Here is a 2,567-nt window from a genome sequence, read left to right as displayed (position 1 = left end):
CGCCTATATGGCGCGCAGACAAGGCAAATCGCGCGCCATCGGCGGCTGGGGCTTCCAGGTTGGCGACCAGGGCAGCGGCGCCCGTATCGGCCGCGACCTGCTCGAACAGACACTGCTTGCCTATGACGGCGTCCGCGCGGGCTCGCCGCTGACGCAGAGCATGCTGGCCGTCTTCCGCAACAACCCGGAGGATGTCGTCGAATTCACCACCAATGCCAAGCCCGGCGATTTCGGCGGCTTCGCACCCAAGGTGTTCGAACACGCCGAGAAGGGCGACAGCGTCGCCAACTGGATCCTCGACAGGGTGGTTGCCGATGTCGAAGCCTCGCTCGGCGCGCTCGATCTCGCCGACGACGCGCCGCTGTGCCTCCTCGGCGGGCTGGCGCCGCTCTACGCGCCGCGCCTGTCTGCCCGCTACCGGGCGCTGCTGAAGCCGCCGCTCGACGACGCGCTGGGCGGCGCGGTGCAGATGGCGGTTCGCCTTTTCGCCGGACACGCGAAGGCAACTCGATGAGCGAGGCCGCCGACCAGATCTTCGCCACGCTGAAACATCAGGCGCAAAGCGGCGCGCCGCTTTATCTGCAGCTGCGCAAGAGCATCGAGGACGCGGTCAACCGCGGCCTGATCGGGCCGGGCGACGCGCTGCCCTCCGAGCGCGACATCGCCACCAAGGCCGATATTTCGCGGGTCACCGTGCGCAAGGCGGTGCAGGACCTGGTCAAGGGCGGCATCCTGGTGCAGCGCCACGGCTCCGGCACCTTCGTGGCGCCGCGCATGGAGCGTGTCGAACAGTCGCTGTCGCGGCTGACCTCGTTTACCGAGGACATGGCGCGGCGCGGCATGGTGGTGCGTTCGGCATGGCTCGACCGCGGCCTTTACGCACCTTCGCCCGACGAAATGATGGTGCTCGGCCTGTCGTCGAACGAACTGGTGGCGCGCGTGGCGCGCCTGCGCATTGCCAACGACACGCCGCTGGCGATCGAGCGGGCCTCGCTGTCGGCCAGCGTGTTGCCCGACCCGGCCGACATAGGCTCCTCGCTCTATGCCGCGCTGGAATTGACCGGCAATCGGCCGGTGCGGGCGGTGCAGCGCATTTCCGCCGCCAATCTCGGCGACAGCGACGCGCGCCTGCTCGAGGTGCCGCCAGGCATTGCCGGCCTGCACATCGAACGCATTTCCTATCTGGCGAGCGGCAAGGTGATCGAATTCACCCGCTCTATCTACCGGGGCGACGCCTATGATTTCGTCGCCGAACTGCGGCTGACAGGGCCGAGCGAAGAGGGCCGACCATGAGCACGACAGAGCCGACCATGTCGACAGAGATGACCCATATGCGGCGCGAGATCGAGGAGGTCCCGCAGGCCGTCGCCCGCCTGCTCGACGGCTCCGGCGCCGTGCTGACCGAAGCCGGGCGCGGCATCCGTGAACGCGACCCGCAGTTCGTCGTCACCGTGGCGCGCGGCTCGTCCGACCATGCCGCCACCTTCATGAAATACGCCGTCGAGCTGACCGCGGGCCTGGCCGTCGCATCGGTCGGGCCGTCGATCGCCTCGATCTATGGCCGCAAGCTCAGGCTCGCCGGCTCGGCCTGTCTGGCGATCTCGCAGTCGGGCAAGAGCCCCGACATCGTCGCCATGGCCGAAACCGCGCGGGCGGGAGGCGCGCTGACCGTCGCCATCACCAACACCGCCGATTCGCCGCTGGCGCGTGCCTCGGACTATGCGATCGACATCCTGGCCGGCCCCGAGCGCAGCGTCGCGGCGACCAAGACCTTCATCAATTCGGCCGTCGCCGGCCTCGCTCTGATGGCGCATGCCACCGGCGACGATGCGCTGCTGGCGGCGCTTGCCCGCCTGCCGGAGCATTTCGGCAAGGCGATCGCCTGCGACTGGATGAGCGTGATCTCTGAGACGATCGAGAAGCAGAAGTCGTTGTTCATCCTCGGCCGCGGACCGTCGGCGGCGATGGCCAATGAGGCTGCGCTGAAATTCAAGGAGACCTGCGGCATGCATGCGGAAGCCTACAGCGCCGCCGAGGTCATGCACGGCCCGCTGGCGCTGGTCGGCCCTGATTTTCCGGTGCTGGCGCTGGCCGCGCGCGACGCGTCCGAACCGTCGATTGCCGAGGCCGCCGACAGCCTGGCGGCCAAGGGCGCGCCGGTGTTCGTCACCTCGGCACTTGCCCAACGCGCCGTGCGCCTGCCGCATGTCGCCACAGGCCATCCACTGACCGATCCGCTGACGCTGATCGTCTCCTTCTACATGTTCGTCGAGGCGTTTGCCCGCCATCGCGGTCTCGACCCGGACACGCCGCGCAATCTTCGCAAGGTGACGGAGACCGTATGAGCAATCGCTTTGCCCTGACTGGCGCCCGGATTTTCGACGGCGACGATTGGCATGAAGGCCACGCGCTGGTCGTGCGCGACGGTCTCGTCGAGGCCATTTTGCCCACGGGCGCCGTCCCCTCGGACATCGCCCTCGTCGACGCCGGTGACGGCCTGCTGGTGCCGGGCTTCGTGGACCTGCAGGTCAATGGCGGCGGCGGCGTCATGCTCAACGACCATCCCG

3 protein-coding genes and 1 pseudogene are annotated in these 2,567 nt (G+C 68.4%); all 4 read left to right on the top strand.

Features of this window, described 5'->3' with window-relative positions:
* Positions 1 to 514: BadF/BadG/BcrA/BcrD ATPase family protein (locus EN994_RS26660; RefSeq protein ID WP_348631691.1), on the top strand; the 514-nt coding region annotated here is incomplete at its 5' end.
* Positions 511 to 1,293 (top strand): GntR family transcriptional regulator, encoded by a 783-nt coding sequence (locus EN994_RS26655; RefSeq protein ID WP_063169682.1) that lies wholly within the window; start codon positions 511 to 513, stop codon positions 1,291 to 1,293. The genes EN994_RS26660 and EN994_RS26655, both read left to right, overlap by 4 nt.
* Before the next feature lie 17 nt (positions 1,294 to 1,310).
* Positions 1,311 to 2,345 (top strand): SIS domain-containing protein, encoded by a 1,035-nt coding sequence (locus EN994_RS26650; protein WP_063170416.1) that lies wholly within the window; start codon positions 1,311 to 1,313, stop codon positions 2,343 to 2,345.
* A pseudogene (locus EN994_RS26645) lies at positions 2,342 to 2,567 on the top strand (N-acetylglucosamine-6-phosphate deacetylase); the annotation flags it as partial. The gene EN994_RS26650 and the pseudogene EN994_RS26645, both read left to right, overlap by 4 nt.

Source organism: Mesorhizobium sp. M7A.F.Ca.CA.002.09.1.1 (assembly GCF_003998555.1).
Classification (GTDB): Bacteria; Pseudomonadota; Alphaproteobacteria; order Rhizobiales; family Rhizobiaceae; genus Mesorhizobium; species Mesorhizobium ciceri.
Note: the sequence above shows the minus strand (reverse complement) of the source record. Positions and strands in the feature narration are given on the sequence as shown.